Annotated in this window: 20 protein-coding genes and 1 tRNA gene; 10 read left to right on the top strand and 11 right to left on the bottom strand. The window is 49.1% G+C overall.

What is annotated here, in order from left to right; all coding sequences use genetic code 11:
• Window positions 1-86: 86 nt before the first annotated feature.
• The 11 genes from V3C10_23305 to V3C10_23255 form a co-directional block, all read right to left on the bottom strand.
• Window positions 87-3872 carry a diguanylate cyclase gene (locus V3C10_23305; GenBank protein WVP62194.1) on the bottom strand — a complete coding sequence of 1262 codons (3786 nt, stop codon included), beginning with the start codon at window positions 3870-3872 and terminating at the stop codon, window positions 87-89.
• A gap of 16 nt (window positions 3873-3888) precedes the next feature.
• Window positions 3889-4506 carry a V-type ATP synthase subunit D gene (locus V3C10_23300; GenBank protein WVP62193.1) on the bottom strand — a complete coding sequence of 206 codons (618 nt, stop codon included), beginning with the start codon at window positions 4504-4506 and terminating at the stop codon, window positions 3889-3891.
• A gap of 33 nt (window positions 4507-4539) precedes the next feature.
• Entirely contained in the window at window positions 4540-5928 is a 1389-nt protein-coding gene (locus V3C10_23295) for a V-type ATP synthase subunit B (GenBank protein WVP62192.1), read from the bottom strand.
• A gap of 14 nt (window positions 5929-5942) precedes the next feature.
• The gene (locus V3C10_23290; protein ID WVP62191.1) at window positions 5943-7709 is read right to left on the bottom strand and encodes a V-type ATP synthase subunit A; all 1767 of its coding nucleotides are present in this window, start codon (window positions 7707-7709) and stop codon (window positions 5943-5945) included.
• Window position 7710: 1 nt separating this feature from the next.
• Window positions 7711-8292 (bottom strand): V-type ATP synthase subunit E, encoded by a 582-nt coding sequence (locus tag V3C10_23285; protein WVP62190.1) that lies wholly within the window; start codon window positions 8290-8292, stop codon window positions 7711-7713.
• A gap of 29 nt (window positions 8293-8321) precedes the next feature.
• On the bottom strand, window positions 8322-8630 hold the full coding sequence (locus V3C10_23280; GenBank protein ID WVP62189.1) for a V-type ATP synthase subunit F: 309 nt from the start codon (window positions 8628-8630) through the stop codon (window positions 8322-8324).
• Entirely contained in the window at window positions 8630-9064 is a 435-nt protein-coding gene (locus tag V3C10_23275) for an ATP synthase subunit C (GenBank protein ID WVP62188.1), read from the bottom strand. Before V3C10_23275 ends, V3C10_23280 begins: the two co-directional genes overlap by 1 nt.
• Window positions 9065-9159: 95 nt before the next feature.
• The gene (locus V3C10_23270; protein ID WVP62187.1) at window positions 9160-11121 is read right to left on the bottom strand and encodes a V-type ATPase 116kDa subunit family protein; all 1962 of its coding nucleotides are present in this window, start codon (window positions 11119-11121) and stop codon (window positions 9160-9162) included.
• Window positions 11118-12188, bottom strand: a complete 1071-nt coding sequence (locus V3C10_23265; protein ID WVP62186.1) for a V-type ATPase subunit — start codon at window positions 12186-12188, stop codon at window positions 11118-11120. The genes V3C10_23270 and V3C10_23265 overlap by 4 nt, the downstream gene beginning before the upstream one ends.
• Before the next feature lie 5 nt (window positions 12189-12193).
• Window positions 12194-12505 (bottom strand): hypothetical protein, encoded by a 312-nt coding sequence (locus V3C10_23260; protein ID WVP62185.1) that lies wholly within the window; start codon window positions 12503-12505, stop codon window positions 12194-12196.
• Between the two features lie 252 nt (window positions 12506-12757).
• The gene (locus tag V3C10_23255; protein WVP62184.1) at window positions 12758-13639 is read right to left on the bottom strand and encodes a DUF4145 domain-containing protein; all 882 of its coding nucleotides are present in this window, start codon (window positions 13637-13639) and stop codon (window positions 12758-12760) included.
• Between the two features lie 256 nt (window positions 13640-13895).
• On the opposite strand from V3C10_23255, the gene trmB reads away from it, so the two are divergent.
• From trmB to V3C10_23205, 10 genes are all read left to right on the top strand, one after another.
• Window positions 13896-14531 carry a tRNA (guanosine(46)-N7)-methyltransferase TrmB gene (gene trmB, locus V3C10_23250; GenBank protein ID WVP62183.1) on the top strand — a complete coding sequence of 212 codons (636 nt, stop codon included), beginning with the start codon at window positions 13896-13898 and terminating at the stop codon, window positions 14529-14531.
• 98 nt (window positions 14532-14629) lie between these two features.
• The gene (locus V3C10_23245) at window positions 14630-14773 is read left to right on the top strand and encodes a hypothetical protein (GenBank protein WVP62182.1); all 144 of its coding nucleotides are present in this window, start codon (window positions 14630-14632) and stop codon (window positions 14771-14773) included.
• Between the two features lie 12 nt (window positions 14774-14785).
• Window positions 14786-15103: a thioredoxin gene (gene trxA, locus V3C10_23240; GenBank protein WVP62181.1), complete on the top strand. Its 318-nt coding sequence runs from the start codon at window positions 14786-14788 to the stop codon at window positions 15101-15103.
• Between the two features lie 171 nt (window positions 15104-15274).
• Window positions 15275-16186, top strand: coding sequence for a LysR family transcriptional regulator (locus tag V3C10_23235; GenBank protein ID WVP62180.1), 912 nt, complete (start codon window positions 15275-15277; stop codon window positions 16184-16186).
• Between the two features lie 117 nt (window positions 16187-16303).
• On the top strand, window positions 16304-17362 hold the full coding sequence (locus V3C10_23230; GenBank protein WVP64691.1) for an ATP-binding cassette domain-containing protein: 1059 nt from the start codon (window positions 16304-16306) through the stop codon (window positions 17360-17362).
• Window positions 17359-18018, top strand: a complete 660-nt coding sequence (locus V3C10_23225; GenBank protein ID WVP62179.1) for a methionine ABC transporter permease — start codon at window positions 17359-17361, stop codon at window positions 18016-18018. The genes V3C10_23230 and V3C10_23225 overlap by 4 nt, the downstream gene beginning before the upstream one ends.
• A gap of 164 nt (window positions 18019-18182) precedes the next feature.
• Window positions 18183-19004 carry a MetQ/NlpA family ABC transporter substrate-binding protein gene (locus V3C10_23220; GenBank protein ID WVP62178.1) on the top strand — a complete coding sequence of 274 codons (822 nt, stop codon included), beginning with the start codon at window positions 18183-18185 and terminating at the stop codon, window positions 19002-19004.
• A 242-nt stretch (window positions 19005-19246) separates the two neighbouring features.
• Window positions 19247-19319 (top strand) — tRNA-Lys (locus V3C10_23215).
• 506 nt (window positions 19320-19825) lie between these two features.
• Entirely contained in the window at window positions 19826-20077 is a 252-nt protein-coding gene (locus V3C10_23210) for a dihydrodipicolinate reductase (protein ID WVP62177.1), read from the top strand.
• The gene (locus V3C10_23205) at window positions 20052-20480 is read left to right on the top strand and encodes a PIN domain-containing protein (protein WVP62176.1); all 429 of its coding nucleotides are present in this window, start codon (window positions 20052-20054) and stop codon (window positions 20478-20480) included. The genes V3C10_23210 and V3C10_23205 overlap by 26 nt, the downstream gene beginning before the upstream one ends.
• Window positions 20481-21700: the final 1220 nt, after the last annotated feature.

Genomic DNA, 21700 nt, shown 5'->3' with positions numbered 1-21700 from the left:
ATATAAAGCCGTTCCAATTGGCCCTTCTGATTCTTTTTCTTTCTTTTTATCCTTCCGGAATGTGAAAAAACATACCGCAGAGTTTTCTATTCTGACTCTTTCACGTCGCTGTCTCTATTTTTCCCTTCCATATACGGCGTGATATCATGGCAGGAAAGGAGACAGGCATCCCCTGATTCCCAATGGATAAAGGAGGCGTCCGCCAGTGACCAGACATTGAGTAACGGGTTGAACACTTCCATCGTGCGGTTAATCGTCGTACGGATATCGCGGGCCGGACAGCGTTTACACGGCTCTTTATGATTAAAAAATGCCTCATAGCAGGGAGTGCCCAGCGCCGACTCGGGTGCAAGCGTGCGGGTCTTTGCGTTAATGTATTTGAGCGCATAGGTGTCCGGATCGATCACATAGATCCAGGAGTTCTGGTTATCGAGCACCATCTGGAGGTTTTCAGCCATAGTCACCGCCCGGTCCTGGGCGCGCATTTTTAACAGGAAGGTGGATAAAAGCTCTGATATAAAGGTCAGAGCGTCAATCTGAGCCTGTGTCCAGATCCGTTTTTCACTGCAGTCGTCAAAGCCCACAAAACCCGAAAAATGGCCGTCATTGCGGATTGCGCATTGCAGCAGGGACTGGATGCCCTGGACGTTCAGCATCTCAAAAAGCCTGGGCGGCAGGATAGAGACATCGGGGCAGTAAAAAACGCCGTTCTCGTTAAAGAGATCGCTGTACTTTCCGTCCAGATAAGAGTCATAGACAACATGCTGCAGATTAGCGATCTCGGGAGAGATCCCTTCATTGCACCATTCAAAGGTATTAGCGCAGCAGAAGCCGTCACCGAATTCCTCGAAAATATAGACACGGCTGACATTATATTTGCGGCCGACCATTTCGAGGATGGAATAGATCGCCATCTCCAGGTCTCCGGCGGCATAGAGCATTTTAAATGCCTGCTGGATAATGCCGTATGTGACCAGGTTCGGGGAGTCGTCCGACTCGATCCGGGTGCTGGCCGTCATGCCCTGTCCCGAGCTACGAAGGAATGCGTTTGTGACAACCGATTTGTCAAACATGGAAAACCGGTTTTTCCCCTGCAGCTTGGCATGGTAAAGCGCCTGGTCGCAGGCCTGGAACAGCGTCTGGTAATCTGTGCCGTCGTCCGGGAAACAGGAGATGCCGATGCTGCAGGAAAGGCGCGTATCCTGCAATTCCTCGGTGAGGCAGTTGTGAAATGCCTCGATGACTCTCCGGGCCCGCGCCTGTATGGCCGGGACGTCGGAAAAGTTGTAGACAAACACGAGGAATTCATCTCCGCCAATCCGGGCCACAATATCTTTGGTACGGAACAGGCGAAGAAGCTGGGATGAGATCTCCGTCAGTACGGCATCACCGAACATGTGGCCGTAAGAATCATTAATCTGTTTGAAGTTGTCCAGATCGATAATCATCATGGCCGATCGCTCCGCCTGGCTGTGGTTATCCAGAAGATACTGTATTTTACGCCAGCCGGCGCTCTTGTTATACAGCCCGGTCAGCGCGTCCCGCTCCGCCTTATCGGTCAGTTCCTGTGTCCGGCGTTTTTCGGCGTCGATATCGAGTATAACGCCGACCGCTGTAATTGGCTCGCCGGCGCGGTTAAACTGGGTGGTTGCGCGCACACGGCACCAGATATAGCGGCCTGCCGAATTGGCTATGCGCAGCTCCGTCTCGCCGTAAGGGGTACCGTTTTCGATACTCGTAAGCAGGGACAGAAGCTTTGGAATGTCATCCGGGAAAAAGTGGGAGGCCTGCGGAATCTGTGTGCGGACACTCTCGGCTATCGGTTTATAGCCAAACTTTTTCTCCCAGTTGGGTGAATAGTTAATATTGCTTCCCGCGACATCCCATTCAAAAATAATGTCATTAGTCTGATCAAGGATAATCTGGTGGCGTTCCATGGTCAGCCGGAGCGCTTCCTGGGCCTGCATTACCTGGGTCATATCGGTCAGGACGCAGTTCAGGTATTCTGTTCCATCTTCATCAATGGACAGTCGGCATTTATCCAAAACCCAAATAATGCGGCCGTCCTTTGCCGTGACACGGTATTCCAGTTCAATCGACTGTCCGGCCAGGAGCTGTTCTTTAAAACGTGCCATTACTGCTTCCCTGTCGTCGGGATGAATCATGGCAACATAGCGGCTGTGGAACCGGTCACGGATCTCTTCACGCGTGTAACCCATCAGATTCAGAAAACCCTGATTGACGTCACGTATCGTGAACCAGCGGTCGTTGATACACTGAGTTATGGCGACCATCAGGTTCTGGATGGCGTCAATCTCCTTGGAGTTACCTTTCTGGCACGGAGTTTTTAGTGTCTCGCTGCCTGTCTCCTTCCAGACGATTAAAATTCTGTGAGAATGAGGGGACTGAATATTTACGCGGAGGATCACCGCCTCATACCACAGATAAGTTCCGGTGGCGCGGTGGAGCACCCGGTATTTCCTGGTGCGTTTGAGCAGGCCGTTGTCGACAAAATCGTGTATGTATTCCGCACTTGAACTCGAAACAATGGCCCTGTCGTCCGGATGCACAGATTTTTCTATGAAGTTGCGGAGGGAATCGCGGTAATTGTCACCGTGGCGCAGTGAGTCGAAGTCTTCGCCGGCTATGTACACCAGATGGTAGATTTCCGAGCTTAAATCTACCTCCATGACTGTGGCGCCAAGGCAGCGCAGCATGGCGGCATATTTCATCTGGCCGAACTGCTGGGTGTCCTGTTCCTCCGTCTGCTGAAGCTGAGGCGGCGTCTCCAGTTTTTTCAGATCCATTTTAGGGGAATGGCCGTCGGCATAGCTGTGTGTCAGCTCTACAAACTGTTCCCTTGAGCTTTTGAAGCATTCCAGCAGTCTGGGAGAAAAAGCGCCGCATTCTCCATTCAAAATCATCGTATAAGCTTTTTCAGGCGTAAATGCCTTTTTGTATACACGGTCGGTCGTCAGGGCGTCATAGGCATCGGCGATGCCGGCCGCCTGGGCGCAGATAGGGATGCTGTCTCCCTTCAGCCCGTCGGGATAGCCGCGGCCGTCCCAGCGCTCATGATGGTAGCGGCAGATTCTGTAGGCGTAGCGCAGATATTCCTTGTCATCCATGCGATCGAGCCCCTCCAGAATTTCACAGCCCTTTTCGGAGTGGGTTTTCATAATCCTGAATTCCTCTGCGGTGAGAGGTCCCGGCTTATTCAAAATGGCGTCGGGAATCGATATTTTACCTATATCGTGCAGCGCCGATGCGCTGGCGATCACATTGATGATGCGTTCATTTAACGAATATTCGGGATAGCTGCGCATGATGTTTTCAAGAAGTATCTTGGTGAACATACGGATGCGCAGAATGTGCTGGCCGGATTCCACATTCCGGTGCTCCACGACGGAGGAGAGAGCATCCATCAGGACATCCTGTGATTCGCGCAGCTTTATGGCCTGGCGTTCTACAAGATCTTCAAGGTGCTCTCTGTGAAGGTTCAGCTCTATGGCATTCTGTACCCGCCGTTTGACGACATGCGGTTCAAACGGCTTCATCACAATATCCGAGGCGCCGAGATCAAAGGCGCGGACCTCGCTCTCCATAGAATCTTCTGCGGTGATGATTATGACAGGGATATTTTTTAAAAGGCCGGCTCTGCTCATGTCCGCCATAACCTCAAAACCGTCTTTGACCGGCATAATAATGTCCAGCAGCAGGGCGGTAATGGAATCACGGTACTGGTGCAGCAGAAGCAGGGCCTGTTCCCCGTTTTCAGCCTCCAGAATATTGTAGTCCTTTTCGAACAGGTTCCGGAGGATGGCACGGTTTATCTCTACATCATCCACAATTAAAAGTGTGTTACGGTTCATATGGAGTTTCTCCTCTTTAGCCCCGCCTTCTCTTAATCACTTTCAGACGGGTAAATTCTTCACGGTCTTTTTCTTCCAGTGAGTTCGTAATGTTACGGACGAGACTGCTGTAAGACGGGATGGTAATATTTTTCAATGCGTTGGCCCGTTTCTGGGTTTTCTTAATGCTGGCGGCCAGGCGGTAGGCGGAATTCTCCACCATGGACAGCCGGATGGTCAGCTCTTTTACCCGTTCGAATGCGGCGCGCGCCTGATCCAGGGATTCTTTTGTGCTGTAGAAGGCATAGGAGGGAGGTTCTCCCTCCGCCTTGTGAAAACGCACAAGGGGAATCTCCGTTCCCATAATGCTGCGGGCCTTTATCTCGATGGAGTCCTCAACCGGGATAGACTCCCCGGCCTCCTGGACATAGCTGATGCCCAGCTCGATATTGGCCTTCTGCAGACACTTATAGGCGGTCTGGAAGGTGACGTCGATTTCCGACTGGATGTCTTTGGCCTGGTCGATCAGGGCCATCAGCTCCCGGATCAGGATGTTCCTCTTTTTATCCATCAGCTCATAACCCTGGCTTGCCAGGGCCAGGGAATTTTTGGCCAGTATGAGGTTTCCCTTTGTGGGGAATGTATTTGGATTCATAATTAATACCTCCTGTGAGCTGCAGTGCGTTTATTACTGTCCGCTGTCGGCCGGTTTGTAGTACTGATCCAGCACCTTGGTGTCGATACGGTCGAGTTCCGTTCTCGGAAGCATGCCCAGAAGTTCCCAGCCGATGTCCAGTGTCTTTAGTATGGTCCTGTTTTCATGGGGATCCTGGCCGATAAACCGGGTCTCAAACTCTTTACCGAATTTCAGATACAATTTATCAATCGGCGACAATTCGTCCTCGCCGATAACCGAAGCCAGGGCTCTTGCATCGCCGACTTTGGCGTAGCAGGAGAACAGCTGGTTGGCCACGTCCTGGTGATCGGCCCTGGTAAATCCTTCGCCGATGCCGTCCTTCATCAGTCGGGAGAGGGACGGGAGGACGCTGACGGGAGGGTAGATGGACTGTCCCTGAAGCCCGCGGTCTAAAACAATCTGACCCTCGGTAATATAGCCGGTCAGATCGGGGATCGGATGGGTGATATCATCGTTCGGCATGGTCAGAATCGGGATTTGCGTCACGGAGCCGCTGATGCCCGCCACAATGCCTGCGCGCTCATAAATGGAGGCCAGCTCGCTGTACAGGTATCCGGGATAACCTTTACGCGACGGGATTTCTCCCTTGGAGGAGGATACCTCTCGCATGGCCTCTGCAAACGACGTCATATCCGTCAGGATAACCAGGATATGCATATGCTTTTCGAATGCCAGATACTCCGCCGTGGTCAGGGCGATCTTTGGTGTGATCAGACGTTCCATAACGGGATCATTGGCAAGGTTGATAAAGGTGACGACATGATCGGAAACGCCGCTCTCCTCAAAGGTCCGGCGGAAGTAGTCGCCGACCTCGTATTTTACGCCCATGGCCGCAAATACGATGGCAAATTTCTCTTTGGAGTCATCTCCGAGGGAAGCCTGCTGTACGATCTGTGCGGCAAGCTGGTCGTGGGGAAGTCCGTTGCCGGAGAAAATCGGCAGCTTCTGTCCGCGGATCAGGGTAGTCAGGCCGTCGATGGCGGAGATTCCGGTCCTGATGTAGTTTCGCGGATATTCTCTGGAAACCGGGTTAAGCGGTTTTCCGTTGACGTCCAGCCTGACGTTGCCTGGTACGGGACCGAGCCCGTCGATGGGCTGGCCGATTCCGTTGAAGGTGCGTCCCAGCATCTCCTCCGAAACGATAATTTCCATCGGATGGCCGGTCAGTCTGGTGTGGGTATTGCGGAGGGCCATATTTTCCGTGCCTTCGAATACCTGTATGATGGCTTTTTCGCCATAGAGTTCAATGATTTTTCCGAGTTTGCGTTCCTGCCCGCCGACGCTCATCTCCACGATCTCATCGTAAGCGGCATTCTCAACGCCATCCAGTATTACCAGAGGTCCGTTAATGGAACTGAGCCCTAAATATTCAATTGCCATAATAAAGTCCCTCCTTAAGCGTTCCGCTCCACGACGTCGTCGTAGAATTTGTCGATTGCCTCGCGGTATCCGTCAAAAAGATCGAGGCGGTTGTTGGGAACGTCGTATTTGATTGATATGATTTTTTCAAAAATATTATCCTGTTTTAAGATGGACATCGGCATCCCCATCCCTATCAGGGCGCGGCAGCGCTTGAAGAGATAGAGGATGATTTCCATCATCTTAAACTGCTTTTTCATCGGCACGCAGGTGTCCTCGGCATGAAACGCATTCTGCTGTAAAAAGCCGAGGCGGATGACCTTGGCGATTTCCAGCACCAGTTTCTGATCGTCCGGCAGGACGTCGCTTCCGATCAGCTTGACGATTTCCATCAGGCTGTTCTCCTGGGTCAGGATGTAGACGAGCTGGTTCCTGTAGTCGATAAACCGCTTATCCACGTTTTCCGTGTACCAGGGAGCCAGATCGGTCAGATACTCCGAATAGCTGGTCAGCCACTGGATAGCCGGGAAATGTCTGGCGTACGCCAGGTTTTTATCGAGTCCCCAGAAGCAGCGGACAAACCGCTTGGTGTTCTGGGTGACGGGTTCCGAGAAATCTCCGCCCTGAGGGGAAACCGCTCCGATAATGGAGACGGAACCCTCCGTACCATTTAAGTTTTGCATCATTCCGGCCCTCTCATAGAAGGCGGAAAGACGGGATGCCAGATAGGCCGGGAAACCTTCCTCGGCAGGCATCTCTTCCAGACGGCCGGACAGCTCTCGAAGCGCCTCGGCCCAGCGGGACGTGGAGTCGGCCATAATCGCAACGTGGTAGCCCATATCGCGGTAATATTCCGCCAGGGTAAGTCCCGAGTAGAGACTGGCCTCACGGGCCGCTACCGGCATGTTGGAGGTATTGGCGATCAAAGTGGTCCGGTCCATCAGAGGATTGCCGGAACGGGGGTCGGTCAATTCCTGGAATTCCTCCAGAACCTGGGTCATCTCATTGCCGCGCTCTCCGCAGCCGATATAGATGATAATGTCCGCATCGGACCATTTGGCAATCTGATGCTGGGTCATGGTTTTTCCTGTACCGAATCCACCGGGGATACAGGCCGTACCGCCTTTTGCAAGGGGAAACAGGGTATCCAGGATACGCTGGCCGGTGATAAGCGGCCGGGATGCCGGATAACGCTTGCCTACGGGCCGCGGAATACGGATCGGCCATTTCTGCGCCATCGGGAGTTTGAGCTCCGAACCGTCCTGACGCCTGAGAGTGACAAGCGGGTCGTGTATCGTGTATTTGCCGTCGGGAACAACGTCTATTACCGTTCCTTCTATGCCCGGAGGGATCATGACTTTGTGGACAATGGCCCTTGTCTCCGGAACTTCGGCGATGATGGAGCCCTGATACAGCGTGTCGCCTTTTTTTACCGTAAGGCGGGTATCCCACAGTCTGCCGCCGTCCAGCGATTCTACGCTGACGCCGCGGTCGATGTAGGCGCCGCCTGTTTTTTTGATTTCCGTCAGTGGGCGTTCGATTCCGTCGAAAATATTGGTGAGGATGCCGGGAGCCAGGATGACCGATACGGGAGAACCGCTTCCGCTTACGCACTCGCCCGGTTTGATGCCGGATGTTTCCTCATATACTTCGATGGTGGTCCTTTCGCTGGTGAGGCCGATGACCTCCCCTACGAGCTTTTCGGTCCCGACATAGACCAGTTCGTTCATTTTAAAGCCCGGATCGCCCTTCAGGTAGACGATGGGACCGTTGATTCCGTATATAATGCCTGTGCGTTCCATCTTATCTGCCTCCTAACCGGAACTGGAATTTCTCGGAGATCTCTTCCAGTTTCGTTTTAAATGAATTGTCTATCAGGATGTTTTTGGACGGAATGACGGCGCGGATACCACCCAGAAACGTGGTATCGCTCAGCTTTATATCCGCCCCGGTATGAAGCGCGATGCGGTTGAGCTTGTCGGCGTCCGACGGATCGAGATAGACGGTCATCGGAGCTTTCTGGGCGAAATCCATCGCCTTTTTTACCTCCGACTCAAGAAAATGCTGATAGTCGGCGGAATCCATGAAGAGAGCCAGGCGGTTGCGCAGCTCGCTGATCAGCATGGTCTTAAGCTCTTCCTGCTTTTTGCTGTATTCGCGTTTGATGTTAATCTGTTCAATGGACAGCTGTTTGTTGATGTCGTGTTCGATTTTTTCAGCCTCGGCGGCCACCTGCATGTCGGCCTGACGGCGGGCGTCCCTTTTATGTTCCTCCAGAATGGATCTTAAGGAGGCGGTATAATCGGCCAGCATCCTGTCGCTGCGCTCTGTGGCATCCCCGTAACAGAGGGATTCAAAATGTTCCAGTTTTTCTTCTATGGTCAAGTATGTTCACCTGCTTTCCAAGTACTGCGCTAGAGTTTAAGACCAATGGCCTCATTGACATAGGCAGTGATAAAGTCCGGCTTGCGGCCGGTTCCGTGACGATCGGGAATTTCCACAAAGAGCGGGAAATTATGTTCCAGCCTGACACGGTTGATAAGGTCGGGAAAATCGCGCCCGAATTTTTCGGTCAAAAGCACGATGCCGATCTCCTTATCGGCGAGGACTTTATCAAGCGCCTCTTTTACTTCCTGCTGTTCATGGACAACAACACCCTCCACGCCGGCAAGGCGCATTCCAGTGAGGGTGTCGATGTTGTCGCTTATCAGGTACATCTTCATTATAATTTACCCAGGATCATGAAGGAGATGATCAGTCCGTAGAGGCAGACACCTTCGGCAAGGCCGGCGAAGATGAGGGATTTACCAAAGATGGAGGAATCCTCACTGATAGCGCCCAACGCGGAGGAGGCAGCGGCGGAAACGGCGATACCGCCTCCGATGCCGGAAAGTCCGGTGGAGAGAGCGGCTGCGATGTAGCCCATACCTGCGGCAGCGCCTGCAGCGGTCCCGGCGGCTTCCTCAGCGGCATATGCGTTGCCGGAGAACATCAGGACGGACGCGGTGATGAGTGTTCCGAAAAACAGTAATACATTGACGCCAAGGGCTCTTTTGTACCTGCCCCTGGTCTTTTCACCTGCGGCAAATGCGCCGAAGGGAACGGCAATACTTAAGATGAGTGCGGCGGCTAATAAGATTTTGACTGTTAATGACATAATAGTAATCCTCCATTATTTTTATATTACCGGTGAAGGGCTTTCTAAGGGCATCCAGCACCGTTTTCAGTGTTCAGGCTTTTCTTTTACCGGCCTCAGGCTTTTCCGTAAGGGCGGAATTCACGTCCGCTGCCCTTGTAGAAACGGCTGAAGATTTCATAGTATTCCAGTCTCAGTACCTGGATTCCGACAATCAGTCCCTCCATCGCGCAGACGAACAGGTTGCCAATAATGACGACGGCCCAGTTTGGAGCTCCTGATTCGGCTCCGGCCAGCATCATGACGACTTCCATCATGGCCGCATGGCTGACGGCAAACGCGCCGACACGGACAAAGGACAGGGTGTTGGAGAAGTAGCTGAGCAGCATCTCAAACATTTCAAAGAATCCCTGGACAAAGAACATGGCACGGGACTCCGAATGTTTTCCGGCCTGTTTTTTGACGAGCGCTGCCAGCGGTTCCTTCAGGAAAATGATAATTAACGGTATTCCGAACATGACAGCCAGCACGCCGGCGGCGGGAAGTGTTTTTCCCATCATGAAGAGAACGACAACGGCCAGAACGCTTCCATAGAAGACAAGGCCGGCCAGACCGTTGGTATCGAACCAGGATTTTTCCGGATCCTTAAAACGGATCGAATTAATGATGTTCAGTATCATGGTCAGCACGATAATTCCCATTCCCAGGGCGACTGCGACGATAAATACGGTGTTGAGCTTTCCAATAAACGGCAGGTTCATCATCTGGGCGGCAGGCCGCAGCCAGAGCGGATGGAGGATATCTTCAAATCCGAAGATACTGCCAAACAGGAAACCGAATATGGTGGAAAAGAATCCGCAGCAGGAAATAACGGCGGCCAAATCCATCTTTTTCACGCGGTAGAGCGCATATCCGCCGCACAGGAGGAGCAGTCCCTGCCCAACGTCGCCGAACATGAAGCCAAAGAGGAAGGAGTAGGTGACGGCAATCAGGATCGTGGGATCGAGTTCTCCGTATGCCGGAAGTCCGTACATCTTAATAAACATCTCAAACGGGCGGAACAGTTTCGGGTTCTTCAGCTTCGTAGGCGGAGGAGTGAGCAGGTTGTTGTGATCATCCTCCACGAGGCAGAATGTCTTATCATCCAGCTCTAATTCTTTACGGAACTGATCGGCATCCCGTTCCGTCATCCATCCGCAGAGGATGTAGAACGTGTTGACGTCGTGGTTTGTACATGCGGCCAGTTTCCTCACGTTAAAGTTCGTGTTGTAGGAGTTGAGCTTTGTGTAAGCGTCCAGGATGTCCTGCCTGTTGTCTTCCAGGATCCGGTTGATTTGCTGATTCGTTTCCGCAAGTTCGGATTCTGCTTTCCGGATCTCTTCCTCCAGGGCGTCGATGGCCTCACCCGGCGTTCCGTTATATTCATCCGGCACGATAAAACGCTCAAAGTGAAGCGATGTGTAAATGGCGTCGATTCGTTTGGAGATGACGGCCGGTACAAAGTAGACGATGGAAACATAATTTTCATCCTCATGGCATTTGTAGAGGATGGTATCTAACGATTCATAGACGACCTTCTCAAATTTTGCATAATATTCCCGCGGGATCCGGCCGAACCGGAACCTGATGTGCTGGAAATGCAGAATCGACCTGATATCGTAATCCAGTTCCCTGAACGGAAGGATTTTATTGTGGGAAGTCCGCAGCGTATCCAGTTCCCCTTCCAGTTTTGTCTTGTTCACCATAAAATCCGCCAGGGCTTTATCGACCCGGATGACCGTCTCAGACGCCTTTTCTATGGAAATATCCCTGCTGTCCGGCAACAGAGTTCCCTTTGCCGGTGTTTCCGCGGTTTTGGCCGGACCACTCGTTTTCAGGGAGCCGACCAGGCGGGAGGCTCTTGTAAAGAGCTCTTTGTAGGGATTGATTTCAATATAAGGGCGGAGGTCTTTTACGGTTTTCAGCTCGGACAGAGCATTCTCAATCTGAATCTCATATTTACTGAGATACTGATTGACAACCCGGTCAATATCTTCTTTGGGACCGGTTATGCTTAGAAATTTCATTTTTTCTATCACGTCGCATTCCCCCCTGTTTCATGTTTTTCTATAATATCCAGAATTTCTCCGGCATCAAGGCGATAGCGGATTCCTTCTATAACTGTAATGATTTTCCTCAGCTCTTCCTCTTTGAAATACAGGTAGGAGTAGAGCGAGGCAATGGAGTACGGATTCCTGGCGGCGGCCGTCCTGTGGATGTGGGCCAGTATCACGTCGTAGAGGATTTCCAGGTTTGGCTTTTCATCTAGCGCGGCCTGTTTGGTCTGGGAACCGTACCATGTTTCCGAAAGCGCGGAAAAATATTCATCCATGCTTTCGGCGGCAATCAGCTGTTCAAGCTGGCTGTTTCGCAGGCGGTAACGGATGGGGATGAGAAGCTTTTTCACTTCCGCCCCCGGGATGGTGTAATACCGCTTGGTCCTGTAAATCCACTGAAGGTTCAGCAAATCCAGTTTTGTTCCGAATCCCTGCAGGATGGTCTCCTGTTCCCTCTTCGGAATATTCTTTTTAATCGCTTTCCAGGTGACATTGAAGTAATAGAGATCCAGCGCCATCTCATAATCAAAGTGGCCCCCGTCACCGGAATCGCGGATGCGCGCCAGCAGCGGGTAATAAACCGTGCCCTCCAGGCTGTCGATGAACTCATCCGTTGTGGCGGCCGTGCCGATGGCTGCCAGATCCAGTTTGGAATGGGAACGGAAAAATTCCTCGTATCGGGACAGGCCGACCGGAACCGGCTGATGGGCCGCCGCATTCCTCAGGCAGCTCTTCATGATATCTATCTCGAAATGCATAAAATACAGCTTGAAAAAACGCCTCTGTTTTATGTTTGAAAAACGGTACAGCCTGGCGTAATCCCTGTACAGGGAACCGGCCAGGAGCCGTTCAATGGTTCCCCGGTGCAGATCCTCACTGTCCATATCGGGGAACACGCCCGAATAGGCCGGAAAGCCGCGTAAAAATTCTACCGCTTCCGGTACGCTTTCCAGTCCGGCCATGGCCTGGTACTGATCCCTGGTGAGGAGCTGTCCCGTCATGGCCCGGACCTTGGTAGTCAGCCCGCTGTAGGCCAGAAGTCCTCTCATAAGAATCACGCTCCTGTCATTTCTTTAAATAGCTGTTCCACATAGGTCTGGCTCTGGCACTTATAGTGGTTCTCCAGTTTCTGAATCATATGTTCCGCCCGGCTTCTCTGGCAGGACAGCTTCTTCTGCATCTCGGCTTCCATGGAAGTCCGGACTTCGGCAATCCGCGCCTCGGTCTCAGCTTCCAGAGCCTGATTAAATTCTTCCGTCTCTTTATGGATCTGATCCGCAATATCCTTTTTCCGGGCAGCGGCATCTTCCATAATTTTTACGGCTTTATTTTCGATTAAAGATATTTTTCCTATAATCCGGTCCATTTAAGGCACCTCCTGTGGTTATTATAAACTTGTGCCACGTTATTGAAACTATTATACGCATAAATGCAGGAAAGAATCCGGCAGGAACAAAGGATTCTCACCGTTTCCAACAACAAAAAGCACGCCTGGCGGACTTTTCATTGCCACTCAATAAAAAAACCATAGCAGAATCGGGAAATTCCGCTATGGTTCTTGGACAATCAAAATAAAGAATCAATATCAGCCAATGGAATCCTGTCTTCTGTCATTCAGTTATTGGGTGACAGGTGCGAGGTATTCCTTTGCAACGTAAGCGTCCTGGCCGTTGTATCTGATAATACACCATCTGTCATCATGATCACGCACATATTCAACTTCTGCATCCCTGGCCAGCTGTACAACGATTCTTCCGTCTGTAGCAGGAGTGGCCCGAACATTTAACGTGTCGGCATTGACTTTGTATTTTACAGTTGCAGCCTCTGTTGTCGGTTCTTCAGTTGGGGTCTCTGTTTCGGTCGGTACCGGATCCGTCATTTCTGTCGAGACAGCCGGTGCAGTCGTTTCCGGGGCCTTTTCTTTTCCCGGGTGAATCATCTTGATGATAAAAATTAAAACTACAATAATAGCAATCAGTAAAAGTGGTTTGATAATGCTTCCGGCATCGAAGGAAGGACCGGAAGACTGCACCCTGCGCCGGCTGCCTGTGCCGCTTCGGGAGGATGACCGCCTGTGCTGGGGTTCGTCGCTGCGCCGTCTTGCAGATGAGGCCTGCGCCGGTTTGCGCCGTTTCTCGCTGTAATCGTTGGCGAAGGTGTATACCTCCTGTGAAAGAAGATGGTGGGCCTGGTTGGCATTGTAGGCGCTGTTGTCTTCCTCGTGGATGGCCTTGTTGCCAATGGTCCTGATCTTGTGGTAATGTTCGCAGGTGGTCTTACTGATAATTCCGTCATCGTACAGGGCGTCAATCATATCAATGAGATTGCCCTCCATAACACCCGATTTGTCACAGAGGCACTTTACCATAAACTCAAGTGTCTGGCGGGCTTTCACCATCGCCATGTTATATTTTTTCTGCCCGATAAGGCGTTCCGTATCCCGTACTCCGCTTTGGATCTTATCCCAGCTGTTTGTGCCTGGATTGTCTGTATTGTTCATAGGCCGTCTCCTTTGTATCAGTAATGCTTAAGTCTTAATTAACCCTATTATAATATATAGGAAAATTTTATGCACCTATATTTTGAAATAAATTTATAAAATTAGGAAAAATGTAATATATATCTTAGAATTATTGGAACAGTAGCAGAATTTACAGATTAACTTGCATAAAAATGACTGAAATGGTAAGATAGTAAAATAAAAAGAATGAAAAAAACAGGAAAAAAAGATGTAAAGAACACCGGGAGGAAACAGTATGAGACTACGCCATATACCGGGCGCAGAGCAGATGATAGAGGAAAGCCCCTTCGTAATTCAGAAACCGGAAGAGCGGAAGGGAAAGTGGCATGAGGTTTTTGGGAATCACAATCCGATTTATATAGAAGTAGGCATGGGCAAGGGAAAATTCATTATGGAGCTGGCCCGGACAAACCCCGAGGTTAACTATATCGGCATAGAGCGGTATTCGACCGTAATGCTGAAAGCGCTCCAGAAGAGGGAGCAGCTTCAGCTGTCCAATATTTATTTTATGTGCGTTGACGCTAAAAATATGGCTGAAATTTTTGAGCCGGGCGAGGTCGCCAGGATTTATCTGAATTTTTCCGATCCGTGGCCCAAGGACAGACATGCGAAGAGAAGACTTACATCGCCTCAGTTTATGGAGGTATACGATAAAATTTTGAGCAGAGACGGCAGAGTGGAATTCAAGACGGATAACAGGGGACTTTTCGACTATTCCCTGGAATCGGTGCCTGAAGCGGGATGGAAGATCCTTGAATCTACATTCGATCTTCATCACAGTGAGATGGCGGAAGGAAACGTAATGACCGAATATGAAACAAAGTTTGCGGCAGAGGGAAAACCAATCTGCAAGCTGACGGCTGTCAGATAGTATACGAACCAGAGAAAGCGCGCCATAAGAGCTGACGGTAATCTGCATGCGGTGAATCAGCATATAATGTAGCAAACAGCAGACGGCAGGTGTGCAGAATGAGTATGAAGGCCAGAATTACCCGTGAATTGTCGAAGGCGACCAGTGATAAAACGGAGCTTAATAAAACCGTTTTGAAATGGAAAAAGCATTTTGACGAGGTGGGTAAAGTGATAGACACTGACAGAAAAAAGAAGAAGTAGGAGGAGCTGCGAATGGAGACAAGATTTACGAGTGAGAATTTTGAAACAGAAGTTTTAAAATCAAATATACCGGTGCTGGTAGATTTTTATGCAGACTGGTGCGGCCCATGCAAACTGATGGCGCCCGTAGTCGAACAGCTGGCCAGTGAATATGATGGCAGGATAAAGGTCGGTAAAGTAAATATAGACGAGAGCGCGGATCTGGCTATGAAATACGGAGTCATGTCAATTCCTACCCTGATCGTATTCGGCAAGGGCCAGGTAATCCGGAAAGAAGTCGGAGTACAGACAAAAGCGACCATCGTGAAGGCGATTAACCAGGCTATCTGATGACTGCGCCGGCCGGTACGGCCGCGATTGGAATGATAAAACTGAATAAAGACCAATAGAAAGATCAATTTTGGAGAGGGTGTTACGAGATCACTTGAGAAGAGTGGAGGAGTGACACCTTCTTTTGTGTGAGGGATTGACCTTGTTTTAGTGAGGAGGAGGAACTGATTTATGACACTGATTCAGTTAAAGTATGCGATCACAGTCGCCGGTGCGAATTCAATGAATGAGGCATCCCGGCTGCTTTTTATCTCACAGCCCAGCCTGTCGGCCGCCATCCGGGAGCTGGAGGACGAGATAGGCGTGGAACTGTTCAAAAGGACGAACCGCGGCGTTTTCGTTACGCCGGAGGGGGAGGAATTTATCGGCTATGCCAGACAGGTGGTCGAGCAGTACCAGCTGATTGAGACAAAGTATGTGTCCAGGGAGAGTACGAAAAAGAAGTTTAGTGTTTCCATGCAGCATTATACATTTTCCGTCAATGCCTTTGTGGAGATGGTCAGGCAGTTTGGAATGGATGAGTATGAGTTTGCGATTCATGAGACAAAGACGTATGAGGTGATCGAGGATGTAAAGAATTTTAAGAGTGAAATAGGAATTCTGTATATCAACGATTTTAACCGCAAGGTTCTGACAAAACTGTTCCATCAGTTTGATCTGGGATTCCATGAGATACTGAAATGCAGCATTTACGTCTATATGTGGAAGGGACATCCGCTGGCAAAACGGGAGCTGATTACGCTTCAGGAGCTTGAGGAGTATCCATGCCTCTCATTTGAACAGGGCAGCTATAATTCCTTTTATTTTGCGGAGGAAGTTCTCAGTACTTACGATTATAAACGGTTGATCAAGGTCAACGACAGGGCTACAATCTTAAACCTGATGGTGGGGCTGAACGGTTACACGCTCTGCTGCGGCATTATCTGCGAGGAATTGAACGGCACGGATTTCTGTGCGGTGCGGCTGGACAGCGACGAGGTTATGTCGATTGGGTATCTGGCGCGGAAAGGGATGGCTATCAGCCCTTTGGGGCAGAAATATCTGGAGGAGATTGCGAAGTACAGAGATAAGGCGCTGCGGTAGGCGCAGGGCAGAAGAAAATAAAAAATCGTGGTAACAGGCAGCTGGCTATAGGATTATCCTATAACTGGCTGCATTTTTTATGAATTAGCGCAACGATCAGGGAGGTGATATACTGTGATGCATCAGAAGAGAGACGGTTTTTTGGAAAACGTCTCAGGGCAAGAGGGGGAATGGAACGTGATACGGTTTGAACATGTCAGCAAAGAGTATTCCTCGCGGAGCAGCGAGGTTGTGGCGGTGCGGGATGTGTCTCTGGAAATAGAAAAAGGTGAAATATTCGGTATTATCGGATTCTCCGGCGCCGGTAAGTCCACACTGGTGCGTTGTATCAATCTGCTGGAGGTACCAACCAAGGGAAGCGTTTATTTCGCCGGCGTGGATTTGACAAAGGTGAGCGCCGGGGAGCTGCGGAATTACCGCCGTAAGATTGGAATGATTTTTCAGCAGTTCAACCTCCTGGAGCAGAGAAATGTCATAGACAATGTCTGCTATCCTCTGGAGATTGCCGGAGCCAAACGGAACCAGTGCAGGGAACGGGCAAGGGAACTGCTGAAGCTGGTGGATTTGGAGGAAAAGGAAAACGCCTATCCGGCGCAGCTTTCAGGAGGGCAGAAGCAGAGAGTGGCGATAGCAAGGGCTCTTGCAACCGAGCCGGAAGTGCTCCTCTGCGATGAGGCAACCAGCGCGCTGGACCCCATAACAACGAGATCAATTCTGGAACTGCTGAAACAGATTAATGAGCGTCTGGGTGTCACAATTGTGGTAATTACCCATGAGATGAAGGTGGTGCAGCAGATTTGCACAAGAGTGGCCGTAATGAACGGCGGGAGCATCGAGGAGACCGGCACGGTCCGGGATGTCTTCCTGAATCCGAAGACGGAGACGGCCCGCAGGCTGATTCTTCCGGACAAAACGGGCCTGGAGGAGACAGATGGGAAACATGTGCTCCGGATTGCATTTGACGGCCAGTCGGCGTCGGAACCCGTTATCTCGGCTCTCAGCCTGAACTGCAATGCAATGGTAAGCATTCTTGGGGCCAACACGGAAAATATCGGCGGCAAGGCCTACGGCCAGATGCTGATTGAGCTGCCGGAGGACAGGGAAAAAGTAGAGAAGATACAAAAGTATCTGAAGGGACATCATATTTATTTTGAGGAAGGAGGTGCAGAGGCATGAGCCGGGAAATGATTCTGCTTTTATTAAAAGGAACGGGGGAAAGCCTGTATATGACATTATTTTCTTCCGCTATGGCCTATCTGTTTGGAATTCCTCTTGGAGTCCTCCTCTATGTGACGGACAGCGGGGGGATTTGCAGAAACAGGAAGATAAATGCCATTGTGGGCGTTGTGATCAACTTACTGCGTTCGGTGCCTTTTCTGATTCTGCTGGTAGCAATTCTGCCGTTCACGCGGTTTGTGGCAGGAACGTCGATAGGTTCTACGGCTACGGTGGTGCCGTTAATAGTTGCGGCTACGCCCTTTGTGGCACGGATGGTGGAATCTTCGCTGAAAGAAGTTAACTCCGGCGTGATTGAGGCGGCCAGGGCCATGGGCTCCTCGCCAATGCAGATTGTACGCAAGGTACTCATTCCCGAAGCGGGACCCTCCCTGCTGGTGGGAAGTACAATAGCCGTTGCCACCATTCTCGGATATTCAGCCATGGCGGGATTCACCGGAGGCGGAGGCCTGGGGGCAATCGCCATCAACTATGGATACTACCGTTACCAGTCGGGGACAATGCTCGTCACAGTTGCGCTGCTGGTTGTTATCGTCCAGCTGTTCCAGGAATTTGGAATTCGGCTTGTACAGCGGGTGGATAAGAGGAGCCGGTGATAAGGCGGGACAGCAGAGACCGAGCAGCAGGAACAGAATAGCTGAGGCAAAAGAACAGAGATAGAGCAGCATAGAAAGAACGGTAAAAGTAAAGAGAATTAGTCAGAAGCCATACAACAATAAATCATTAAAATAAATGAACAATTTAGAGGAGGAGAAAGATTATGAAAAAGGGATTAATTGCAGTATTAGCAGGAGTTTGCGTAGTATCAACAGCTTTGTCCGGCTGTGGAAGGCCGGCCGCCGCAAGTGAGAAGGATACGGTCATCAAAGTAGGGGCAAGCGTAACGCCCCACAGTGAGATTCTTAATGCCGCAAAGGAAGAATTAAAATCCAAAGGCTATGATTTGGAAGTTGTGGAATACAATGATTATGTTCTGCCAAACACGGCTCTGGAAAACGGAGAGCTGGATGCCAATTATTTTCAGCATCAGCCTTACCTGGACAATTTCAATGAGGAAAATAAAACACATCTTGTGTCGGCTGTAAAAGTGCATTTTGAGCCATTTGGCATATACGGAGGAAAGACAACCGATTTGAAGGCGTTAAAAGAAGGCGCGATTGTTGCCGTTCCCAACGACACCACCAATGAGGCCAGAGCGCTGCTGCTTCTGGAGGCTCAGGGGCTGCTGACACTTAAGGAAGATGCCGGTCTTACGGCGACGGCAGTCGACATCAGGGAAAACCCGCTGAACCTGGAAATCAAGGAACTGGAAGCGGCACAGTTGGCCCGCTCCCTGCAGGATGTGGATATTGCCTGCATCAACGGAAATTATGCTATGGAAGCCGGGCTAGAAACAAAAGATACTCTGGCCGTTGAGGCATCCGACTCACTGGCAGCCCAGGCTTATGCCAATATTCTTGCGGTAAAAGAAGGAAACGAGAACACGGAGAAGACAAAGGCTCTGAGCGAAGCGCTGACTTCGGATACGGTTAAGAAATTTATCAATGAAAAATATGACGGAGCGGTGGTGCCGGTATTCTAAATAAAAGGATAGTGAAATATGGCACAGAAGATGATAAAGAGCAGCTGTAAAGAGGGAGGGACGAGTGTTTCCTGCCCTCTTTACAGTTGTAAGGTTCAAGAGCCGAAAATGGGAGAGATTTAATTTAATATATAATTTGGACATGTTTTTTACAAAATTTTTAAAAAAGAGGTTGACATTTTATGATGATTGAGATAGAATAATTCATGCGTCACAAAAAGTGACAAAACAACAATAAATACGCGCCTTTAGCTCAGTTGGTAGAGCAGTAGACTCTTAATCTATTTGTCCAGGGTTCGAGTCCCTGAAGGCGCACTGAAGAGTACTGATTTTGTAGACTGAGAGCTACGGGGTCGGTGCTTTTTTTTGCGTTGTAATAGCAAGGGATTTGAGGGATTATGGGAATTGTTACTATTTATAAAATAAATGGTTAAGTAAAAAGCAGAACAGCAATTTAGCGATTTAAAGTGCGTGTGTTGCAAATATGTTGCAGATTTAAAAAAACTTATTGAACCTTTATTGCATTCCTAGCTATTATGTACGAAACCAGGGATGCTTGTAAAGAATTCTATCACGACATAAATATCATATTAAAAGTTCTGGCTAAAAATGTTTTAAAATAGCAGATTAATATCACGCATCCAGTAAACAAGTGAGAACCCCCTAGTTTACGGTAGCTCAAGAACGCGGAGTGTACAGGCTATCGTTTCTTGCATAACTAAGATAAATAGCATATAATATAGATAGAAAGATGTGTAAAGCAAGTATCAAATGGAAAAACTAATGTAGAGGCCTGATTTGTGGAAAGGAGCAAGATGTTTATGACACAATTACGAGAACAGGCAATAGAAATGATAAAGGAAATACCGGAAGACAAAATTATATATGTAGTAAATATATTAAAAAATGTTCGGGATTTATCAGAGCAGCCGAAGAAGGATCAGACGCTGGAAAATGATAGACAGATTCTAAGGGAGCAGTTGGAACAGTATCGGGGAAGGCTGCCCAAGGAGTTTGATTACAAAAAGGAGTTGGCAGAGGCGAGGGATGAAAAATATGCAGATTTTGCTTGATACGAATGTTCTTATAGATTATCTGATGGCGAGAGAGCCATTTAAAGCAAGCGCTGAATATATTTTGAATGCCTGTATTGCAAATGAGATAGAAGGATGCATAGCCGCACATAGCATATCAAATCTTTTTTATATTTTAAGAAAATCATATACGGTTGATGAAAGACGAGATATGCTCAGTGTGCTGTGTAAGATACTTCCAGTGGCGGGCATTGATGACGCTATGATTCAGCGCGCGCTGCAAAACAAAGCGTTCGATGATTTCGAGGACTGCTTGCAGATGGAATGTGCTATAAGTGTTAAAGCTCAATTTATTATTACAAGAAATCTTGCAGATTTTAAATACTCTACGATTACTGCCATATCGCCGGATGAGTTTGTCAGTAAATATATGCGGAAGTAGGTTAAAATTTTTGCTAATTTCTTTGCAAATTAAAAGTATTAGATATAGAAAAAGAACATTTTATAGAGAGTATCTGAAGAAAAGGGGCTAAAAAAACTGATTTGGAGAAGAAAAATCCGATGACGGAAATTTTAAGCTATTTGTCCAGGGTTCGAGTCCTTGAAGGCGCACTGAGAAGTGTTGGTTTTGCAGAATGAGAGCTGCGGGGGGCGGCGCTTTTTTTATGCGTGTAATATCAAGGGTTTTTAGAGAACACGAGAATAGCTACTGTTATTTGCTCGCTGACTGCAATATATTAACCTGTCTATTATTCTAGGGCAGAAGTATGCAGTGACGGAGTATTGCCCTGAAAGGTTGACCGACTATATAAAAAGAATGTTGGATCAATATAGGGATAATCCTCAGGGGAGAATCTCGCAGCGGATGAGACAGGAGGCTCTAAATAAGATTAGCGATGCCCCGAAAAAGCAGATATTATGCCAGTTGAGTATGTGAAAACCAGGGAACTGCTGTGGAGGAGTGAAAGTAAGGAGATCCTGTCCGAATAAAACATATTTGCACATCTCATTTTGGACGGTAATACAAGGAACCACAGCAGAAAAATGTTGCAATCTTGTTGCAAATTAAAAAATAATAATACGAAATCAAACGGATTATATGGCCGAAGCTGAGAAAAAACACGGAAAAATACGGTAAAAAAATATGTCAGAACTCTTAATCGATTTGTCCAGGGTTCGAGTCCCTGAAGGCGCATTGAAAGTACTGGCTTTGTAGACAGAGAGCTACAGGGGCGGTGCTTTTTTTATGCTGTAATAACACGGAATTGGGGAAAAGTGAGAATGGTTCCTGTTTACAGAAAACACCAATGCAGTCGACCGGAAGAGTTGATCGATTATACAAAAAGAATGCTGGATCAATATGGAGAGAATCCGTAAGAGAAAATCTTGCAGCAGATGAGACAGCAGGACTCTGTATGGGCATCTTTAGCGGTGTGCTGAAAAAAGCCTGTATTATACCGGCGGGTATGGACAGCTATGACAAGAACCGTGTAAGTATCCGCATGAATATCACAGTATCTTTCCGGCCATCCTGAACGTATATCAACAAATCTAAAAATTCCAGACAAAAAATCATATTCTCACAACCAGACGAAAATGGTATAATGAACCGAAAAGGCGATAAAACACTCGGCTCCGAAGGAGGAATGCGCCTTTGTTACA

It is taken from the genome of [Clostridium] symbiosum (genome assembly GCA_036419695.1).
GTDB lineage: Bacteria > Bacillota > Clostridia > Lachnospirales > Lachnospiraceae > Otoolea > Otoolea symbiosa_A.
This window is presented reverse-complemented; position numbering and strand designations above follow the sequence as displayed.

Bases quoted from the DNA above. Each gene is read 5' to 3' on its own strand.
- V3C10_23305 (WVP62194.1), bottom strand. From the start codon at position 3,872: ATGAACCGTAACACACTTTTAATTGTGGATGATGTAGAGATAAACCGT.
- V3C10_23300 (WVP62193.1), bottom strand. From the start codon at position 4,506: ATGAATCCAAATACATTCCCCACAAAGGGAAACCTCATACTGGCCAAA.
- V3C10_23295 (WVP62192.1), bottom strand. From the start codon at position 5,928: ATGGCAATTGAATATTTAGGGCTCAGTTCCATTAACGGACCTCTGGTA.
- V3C10_23290 (WVP62191.1), bottom strand. From the start codon at position 7,709: ATGGAACGCACAGGCATTATATACGGAATCAACGGTCCCATCGTCTAC.
- V3C10_23280 (WVP62189.1), bottom strand. From the start codon at position 8,630: ATGAAGATGTACCTGATAAGCGACAACATCGACACCCTCACTGGAATG.
- V3C10_23275 (WVP62188.1), bottom strand. From the start codon at position 9,064: ATGTCATTAACAGTCAAAATCTTATTAGCCGCCGCACTCATCTTAAGT.
- V3C10_23265 (WVP62186.1), bottom strand. From the start codon at position 12,188: ATGAGAGGACTTCTGGCCTACAGCGGGCTGACTACCAAGGTCCGGGCC.
- V3C10_23260 (WVP62185.1), bottom strand. From the start codon at position 12,505: ATGGACCGGATTATAGGAAAAATATCTTTAATCGAAAATAAAGCCGTA.
- V3C10_23255 (WVP62184.1), bottom strand. From the start codon at position 13,639: ATGAACAATACAGACAATCCAGGCACAAACAGCTGGGATAAGATCCAA.
- trmB (WVP62183.1), top strand. From the start codon at position 13,896: ATGAGACTACGCCATATACCGGGCGCAGAGCAGATGATAGAGGAAAGC.
- V3C10_23245 (WVP62182.1), top strand. From the start codon at position 14,630: ATGAGTATGAAGGCCAGAATTACCCGTGAATTGTCGAAGGCGACCAGT.
- trxA (WVP62181.1), top strand. From the start codon at position 14,786: ATGGAGACAAGATTTACGAGTGAGAATTTTGAAACAGAAGTTTTAAAA.
- V3C10_23235 (WVP62180.1), top strand. From the start codon at position 15,275: ATGACACTGATTCAGTTAAAGTATGCGATCACAGTCGCCGGTGCGAAT.
- V3C10_23230 (WVP64691.1), top strand. From the start codon at position 16,304: ATGCATCAGAAGAGAGACGGTTTTTTGGAAAACGTCTCAGGGCAAGAG.
- V3C10_23225 (WVP62179.1), top strand. From the start codon at position 17,359: ATGAGCCGGGAAATGATTCTGCTTTTATTAAAAGGAACGGGGGAAAGC.
- V3C10_23220 (WVP62178.1), top strand. From the start codon at position 18,183: ATGAAAAAGGGATTAATTGCAGTATTAGCAGGAGTTTGCGTAGTATCA.
- V3C10_23210 (WVP62177.1), top strand. From the start codon at position 19,826: ATGACACAATTACGAGAACAGGCAATAGAAATGATAAAGGAAATACCG.
- V3C10_23205 (WVP62176.1), top strand. From the start codon at position 20,052: ATGAAAAATATGCAGATTTTGCTTGATACGAATGTTCTTATAGATTAT.